Source organism: Verrucomicrobiia bacterium (genome assembly GCA_019634625.1).
Lineage (GTDB): Bacteria > Verrucomicrobiota > Verrucomicrobiia > Limisphaerales > CAIMTB01 > CAIMTB01.
This window is the reverse complement of the sequence record JAHCBA010000057.1, coordinates 25,342-32,407: the sequence shown is the minus strand read 5'-3', so window position 1 is coordinate 32,407 and position 7,066 is coordinate 25,342. Positions and strand designations below refer to the sequence as shown.

4 protein-coding genes and 1 CRISPR repeat array are annotated in these 7,066 nt (G+C 63.0%); all 4 genes read right to left on the bottom strand.

What is annotated here, in order from left to right; all coding sequences use genetic code 11:
* Positions 1 to 3 precede the first annotated feature (3 nt).
* Positions 4 to 3,837: a CRISPR direct-repeat array (repeat unit 37 nt; unit sequence GTTTCAATCCGCGCCTCTGACCGGAGCCAGAGGCGAC).
* 190 nt (positions 3,838 to 4,027) lie between these two features.
* Genes cas2 through cas7c form a run of 4 tightly spaced genes read right to left on the bottom strand, consistent with a single transcriptional unit; the run spans position 4,028 to position 7,048 of the window.
* Positions 4,028 to 4,318 (bottom strand): CRISPR-associated endonuclease Cas2, encoded by a 291-nt coding sequence (gene cas2 / locus KF833_22270; protein MBX3748043.1) that lies wholly within the window; start codon positions 4,316 to 4,318, stop codon positions 4,028 to 4,030.
* Between the two features lie 13 nt (positions 4,319 to 4,331).
* Positions 4,332 to 5,408: a type I-C CRISPR-associated endonuclease Cas1 gene (gene cas1c / locus KF833_22265; GenBank protein MBX3748042.1), complete on the bottom strand. Its 1,077-nt coding sequence runs from the start codon at positions 5,406 to 5,408 to the stop codon at positions 4,332 to 4,334.
* A gap of 22 nt (positions 5,409 to 5,430) precedes the next feature.
* Positions 5,431 to 6,078 carry a CRISPR-associated protein Cas4 gene (gene cas4 / locus KF833_22260; protein MBX3748041.1) on the bottom strand — a complete coding sequence of 216 codons (648 nt, stop codon included), beginning with the start codon at positions 6,076 to 6,078 and terminating at the stop codon, positions 5,431 to 5,433.
* Position 6,079: 1 nt separating this feature from the next.
* Positions 6,080 to 7,048 (bottom strand): type I-C CRISPR-associated protein Cas7/Csd2, encoded by a 969-nt coding sequence (cas7c, locus tag KF833_22255; GenBank protein MBX3748040.1) that lies wholly within the window; start codon positions 7,046 to 7,048, stop codon positions 6,080 to 6,082.
* Positions 7,049 to 7,066 lie beyond the last annotated feature (18 nt).

The following is a 7,066-nucleotide window of genomic DNA, read 5'->3' as shown; positions in this document are numbered from 1 at the left end:
CACGTTTCAATCCGCGCCTCTGACCGGAGCCAGAGGCGACCCCCTGCGACAGTCTGCCCCGGGGTACATCACTCGCGTTTCAATCCGCGCCTCTGACCGGAGCCAGAGGCGACGCGGGTCCATAACGCAAGTCTCTGACGCCACAGCAGTTTCAATCCGCGCCTCTGACCGGAGCCAGAGGCGACGTGCATGCAGTGGGGGATTGTCAGATGTTATTAAAGGTTTCAATCCGCGCCTCTGACCGGAGCCAGAGGCGACCATTGGCACACCGCACTCCCGCAGCATCCGCGCGGTTTCAATCCGCGCCTCTGACCGGAGCCAGAGGCGACGGTCCAAGTGCCGGATTCCAATGTCCCCAGGCTTGTTTCAATCCGCGCCTCTGACCGGAGCCAGAGGCGACTTCCGGTGCTGGCTGAGGTACCAAAGTGCTGCTGGTTTCAATCCGCGCCTCTGACCGGAGCCAGAGGCGACGTTGCCGACCGGGCAGGGCCGCGAGCCGGTCTTGGCGTTTCAATCCGCGCCTCTGACCGGAGCCAGAGGCGACAGTGGGAGCGTTGAGGAGTCAGGGAATTGAGGGAGTTTCAATCCGCGCCTCTGACCGGAGCCAGAGGCGACACGTGTTTGCCCATCTGACCAACAGGGCGGAGGGGTTTCAATCCGCGCCTCTGACCGGAGCCAGAGGCGACCCCTGGGCCTGCACTCATCAAGATCACGGCCGAGGTTTCAATCCGCGCCTCTGACCGGAGCCAGAGGCGACATAGGTTTTGTTTCGTTGATTTACCGAAGCCTCCAGGTTTCAATCCGCGCCTCTGACCGGAGCCAGAGGCGACACGAAGCGAGCCGGCCGAATCCGCAACATTGGCCAGTTTCAATCCGCGCCTCTGACCGGAGCCAGAGGCGACGCATAGGGGCGCAACGGACCGCTGCAATCGAGGGAGTTTCAATCCGCGCCTCTGACCGGAGCCAGAGGCGACAGGGCGTGGAAGCTGAAGTGGGAATGGCCATCGGAGTTTCAATCCGCGCCTCTGACCGGAGCCAGAGGCGACTCCTGCCACCGGCGCAGGTTGCACCCGATGAAAATGTTTCAATCCGCGCCTCTGACCGGAGCCAGAGGCGACCGCCCGTTTCCACCTCACTTCTCCTTTATTCATAGTTTCAATCCGCGCCTCTGACCGGAGCCAGAGGCGACGCGGGAAGTGGCGATATGTCGCCGCTGGCTCCGAGTTTCAATCCGCGCCTCTGACCGGAGCCAGAGGCGACGGCGCGTCGGCGTAGATCGCATTCTTCCAGTGGATGTTTCAATCCGCGCCTCTGACCGGAGCCAGAGGCGACACGGCGACAGGAGCGGTGCCAATCGGCGAGCATCCGTTTCAATCCGCGCCTCTGACCGGAGCCAGAGGCGACGGCAGGCGGTCAACGCACACGGCTACCGGGTGGGTGTTTCAATCCGCGCCTCTGACCGGAGCCAGAGGCGACACGGAGGCTTCTGGCAGCCGCATGAGTGGGACGGGGTTTCAATCCGCGCCTCTGACCGGAGCCAGAGGCGACTCAACTTCGGGATGCTGACGCCGATGCAGACAAGGGTTTCAATCCGCGCCTCTGACCGGAGCCAGAGGCGACAACGCCGGGGTTCCGGTCAGGGTGATGGTGATACCAGTTTCAATCCGCGCCTCTGACCGGAGCCAGAGGCGACTGAATCCTTCGGGCGACTTTCCACTGCCGCCGAGGGTTTCAATCCGCGCCTCTGACCGGAGCCAGAGGCGACCGTGTCATCGCGAATGCCGCCGTTGGAGTCACCGAGTTTCAATCCGCGCCTCTGACCGGAGCCAGAGGCGACAAGGGCTGATCATGGGCCCTCCTCGTCCACCGAGTTTCAATCCGCGCCTCTGACCGGAGCCAGAGGCGACTAGATCGAAAAGTGCGCAATCGGCACTCCAGGTACGTTTCAATCCGCGCCTCTGACCGGAGCCAGAGGCGACCCCGTTCCCCGTCGCGTCATCGCCCGTCATCGAGTTTCAATCCGCGCCTCTGACCGGAGCCAGAGGCGACGTGTCGGACTGGGCGGCGATGCGACCCGCAATGCCGTTTCAATCCGCGCCTCTGACCGGAGCCAGAGGCGACCGAGCTGACCACCCTCCGCGGCGAGGTGCGTGAGGTTTCAATCCGCGCCTCTGACCGGAGCCAGAGGCGACGGGAGGATTTGGAGCTGATCGCCTTGATGAGCTTCGTTTCAATCCGCGCCTCTGACCGGAGCCAGAGGCGACGAAGTCCCCCTCTGAGATGGTATTGAGAGCAAAGGTTTCAATCCGCGCCTCTGACCGGAGCCAGAGGCGACCTCGCGCGGATCGAGGAGGCCGCGAAGCTGCTGTGTTTCAATCCGCGCCTCTGACCGGAGCCAGAGGCGACTCGCCGACAACCGGCTCTCCGAACTGGCCGAACTGGTTTCAATCCGCGCCTCTGACCGGAGCCAGAGGCGACCCGAGATTCCCGCCGACGCGGGTGTCGCCGGGGACGTTTCAATCCGCGCCTCTGACCGGAGCCAGAGGCGACCTGCTACGATTCAAGTGCGACATCGACGCCTGCATGTTTCAATCCGCGCCTCTGACCGGAGCCAGAGGCGACACCACTCCCCCCGCACGGGGAGGGACGAGTGGCTGTTTCAATCCGCGCCTCTGACCGGAGCCAGAGGCGACGGTGGTGGCGAGGTAACCCGCGTACACAGCCGAGGTTTCAATCCGCGCCTCTGACCGGAGCCAGAGGCGACCGTTCCGACCCGCACCAGGGAATCGCTCACGAAGTTTCAATCCGCGCCTCTGACCGGAGCCAGAGGCGACTTCAACGAGATCGTGCAGGGCGTGCGGCACAAGGGGGTTTCAATCCGCGCCTCTGACCGGAGCCAGAGGCGACGCCTGCGCATGTTGCGGTGAAGGTGACCGGCAACGTTTCAATCCGCGCCTCTGACCGGAGCCAGAGGCGACCAACGGAGACCAGGGCGCGTACGTGGTGGCCAAGGTTTCAATCCGCGCCTCTGACCGGAGCCAGAGGCGACCGGTCGCCGAATTCTTCGTGACGCGGTTGCACATGTTTCAATCCGCGCCTCTGACCGGAGCCAGAGGCGACGTATCCGGGGGTCGTTCCCCGTGACGCCTTCAACCTGTTTCAATCCGCGCCTCTGACCGGAGCCAGAGGCGACCGGATGTTCGCGAAGGTCAGGACGCCACCAGCGGTGTTTCAATCCGCGCCTCTGACCGGAGCCAGAGGCGACCCGCCACGTCGGGCCGCGCCACCGGCCACCACGCCAGTTTCAATCCGCGCCTCTGACCGGAGCCAGAGGCGACACACCGCCGCAAGATTCCGGCCCGGCGTCAGCCGTTTCAATCCGCGCCTCTGACCGGAGCCAGAGGCGACGGTGCGAACAACTCGATCATCACACCTCCCGCTGCAGTTTCAATCCGCGCCTCTGACCGGAGCCAGAGGCGACTCGGGCGCCGCGCAGCAGCAGCAGGGTCCGGACGTGTTTCAATCCGCGCCTCTGACCGGAGCCAGAGGCGACTCAGCCGGTGGTTGGACGGTGCGCCTCTCGACGGGTTTCAATCCGCGCCTCTGACCGGAGCCAGAGGCGACCGGGGCCGCGATTGCCAGGGCCATGGACCGCGAGGTTTCAATCCGCGCCTCTGACCGGAGCCAGAGGCGACGCACCGCCAAGGATCAGGTGCGGGTGATGATCGAGTTTCAATCCGCGCCTCTGACCGGAGCCAGAGGCGACGGGCAACCGAAAGCAGCAACAGTATGGAAATCACGTTTCAATCCGCGCCTCTGACCGGAGCCAGAGGCGACCGCGACCCTCCCAAAGGGCTGAGCCGCAAGCGACTATTAAGGATAAGGCGCGAACCTGCCCAGCGCAGATCGACCCTGCGGGAATTTTCCCATGTCAAAGAGCGGAAAAGCGGCCGAGAAAGCCACGAAAACACCCGGTTCCGCGAAACCGTCATCATTGGCCCGGCGCTGGGGGTTCGCGGGGGAGCGGTCATAGGATGAGCGGTTCGCTCAGGTTGATTGGCTTGTCCACGCCGTGGTGCTCGGTGCGTTGTACGGCCTTCTCGTCCAAGAAGTAAAAGCGGAGCGAGTCCTCGTCTGCCTTGATCTCAGTCAGTAGCCGGTTTCGCAGTAGCACCCATTCCTTCTGCCCGACCTGGCATTCGAACACGCTTTTCTGTACCCGCACACCGTAGTCCTCACAGGCTTGGGCAACACGGCGCAGCCTACGCTTTCCGGAGGTGTCCACGGTGGCCACGTCGTAGGTGACGAGAATCAGCATGGAGGTGCGGCGGTTATTTCGGAACAAACGGCACGTAGTCGGTCAGGTCACCTCGGAGATGACGGGCGAGGACGCGCGCCTGAATGAAGGGAAGTTGGGCAATGCGGAGGTTCTGGTCGAGCAACGGATGGTGGAGTGTCTCTTGTTTCCGTTCTTGGTAGGCCTTGATCACCCGTTTGCGACCTGCCTCAGTGAGTTCAACCGCGCCCCCTTCGCGTTCGTTGAAATCTGCAGGTCCCAGTTGTTGCCGGTTGATGAGCGTTATGGCTAGTCGGTCGGCGAGCCACGGGCGAAACTCCTCCATAAGATCGAGCGCTAGCGAAGGTCGGTTGGGGCGTTCCACATGGAGAAATCCGACGAAGGGATCCAGACCGACAACGGTGAGCGCAGCGATGCAATCATGGCGGACCAGAGCATAGAGAAAGCTGAGGAGGCAATTGATGCGGTCCCGTGGCGGCCGCCGGCTACGGCTCTTGAAGGCGAAGTCCTCGCGTTGCTGTTTCAAGGTGAGGGCCAAGACCATAAAATAGAGGCTGGCGGCAATGCCCTCCGACCCGCGCAATGAATCTACCATGTCCAACTCGGGAAGGTCGCGGATCTGGCGGCCCAAGGCGTCAGTGACGGCGTCGAGGCGTTCCTTGTCGCCGAGGTCCGTGGTCTCTCTGGCGGCGCGGAGGAGGCTGTTTCGGCTGTTCTGGAGCTTGCCTGCGATGATCTGCCTCGAGATGGCGGTGCACCTGGATGGATCGTCGGCCGCGCGGAATTGGGCGCGGCGCAGGATCACGCTGGTGTCGGCCACGCCGGTCAATCGGGCGTGCAGGCGACCCCACTCGTTGAGGTAGTTCACGGCCACGCCGTTTTCCCAACACAGGTCGAGCGCGGGCGGACTTATGGTGGCCAGGCCGAAGACGCAGATAGATTCGAGGTGGTGAATTGGGATGGCAACTTTGCGCTGGCCAGTGGCGGTGTCCTTGGCGCGTTGCTCCGGTGGGAGATCGTCGGGATAGATGGGCACCTCAACCTGCAGCGTGAGATGGTCACGGGCCACATAGGTTCCCGGCGTGGTCAGAAAGAGGGTGTTCTGTTGGATGGCATCCACGGGCAAGGACGATTCAGATCTGGAACAGTTGTTTTGCCAAGCGAAGTGCGTGGCTCCGGTCGCCGGTGGCTTTGGGCAGGCAGGTTGGATAGAGCGAACACTCTTCGCAGGCTTCCTTGTAGACGGCGGGCGGAGTCCGCTCCTCCCGCAGAAGCTTGTGCAACTGCCGGGCAGTTTCCTCGGTTCTGGCGCGAAGCTCCGGTGAGAACTCTACCTCCCGGCGGCGTTTGCTGTCGGCATGGAAGATTGCGCCGCGCGGAACGGCGATTCCGAACATTTCCTCCAGGCAGATCGCCTGGGCGCAGAGCTGTACGTCGTCGTTTTCCCATCGCCGCCGCTTGCCAAGCTTGAACTCGACAGGGAACATCGAGCCATCGGCCCGTTGCTCAACGATGTCGCACCTACCGTTCAGACCCAGCCGCTCGGTCCATACGGTTAGCGCCCGGAGCAAGGTGACTCCCTTGACCACCTCGTAACCGGCAAGGTCGGCGTGTTCGTGGACGATGTCGCCGCGCAGGGTGTGCTGATTGTCCGTGAAGATGCCCTGGACGTGGATGAGGGCGGCACGGCGAGGGCAAAACAGATATTGGTTGAGAGCGGAGAGCGGGATCCTCTCGCGCTCTCCTTCGGGCAACGCCGGAACTGGCGGCAACTCCGCCACGTTAACCTTGCTTGGGCCCGACGGTGGCTCCGTCGTGGCGGAGATGGAGCTTGATGCCTCTCGGTAGATTGGCCTCGGTCCAATCGCAGTTCACGTCGTAGTCCGCGAAGGATTCGGGGAAGGTCTTGCCGTCTTTGAGTGTGACTTTGATGCCTTCGATGAGCTTGTGGGCGTGGGCGCAGCCGAGGCGGGCCTCGCGCCGGTTTTGCTCGGCGTTGTTCGGGTGCTGGGTGCCACAGTGTTCGAAGTCATAGAGCCCGCGCACGATCATCTCGCCCCGCGCGGCGGAACGATCGTGCTCGAACATGTTGAGGAGGGATTGGAAGAGGAGTTCCAAGTCGGCTTCGGTGAAGCCGGTCTTCTCGGCGAACGCGGGCGAGACGTAGCCTTTGGCAGCATAGAGGGCGTAGGGAACAATGTGTTTGTTGCCCATGGTCCGCTCCTTCTTGGCATCTTCGGCCTTGGTCACGGCGCAACGGGTGATGGTCACCTCCAGCGGAGTGATGGGATGGAAGGACTGGCCGAAGGTGAACTGGACGGGGCCTCGCACTTGGCCGAAGGCCGATCCCTTCATAACGTCGTCGCCAGTGGAGAGGACGCCGCCGAAGGTGCGAACGTCGAAGAATTCGCGGCAGAGCCAGTTCTTGGCCCTTTCGGCGTGCGAGCCACCGGCTATGGAGCCTTCATCCTTTGCGCCCATGATGGCGTCCTGCTGGGCGCGCTCGATAACCGCGCCCTGCTTGATCAGGATGTTGAAGCCGTTGGCCGCCCCGCTTTCGCGGGCCGGCGGGAAAAGTTCGACCATGTTGCGCACCTTCCGCTTGAGGCAAACATCGGAGACGATGCCGCGATTAGTGTTGGGATCGAGGCGCGGCAGGTTACCGGCATCGGGATCGCCGTTGGGGTTGCCGTTGGTGACCTCGAACAGCAGGAGGAAGTCGTGGCGATTCGTGAGGATGTTGTTGCTCATGATAAAGGGAGATAACGA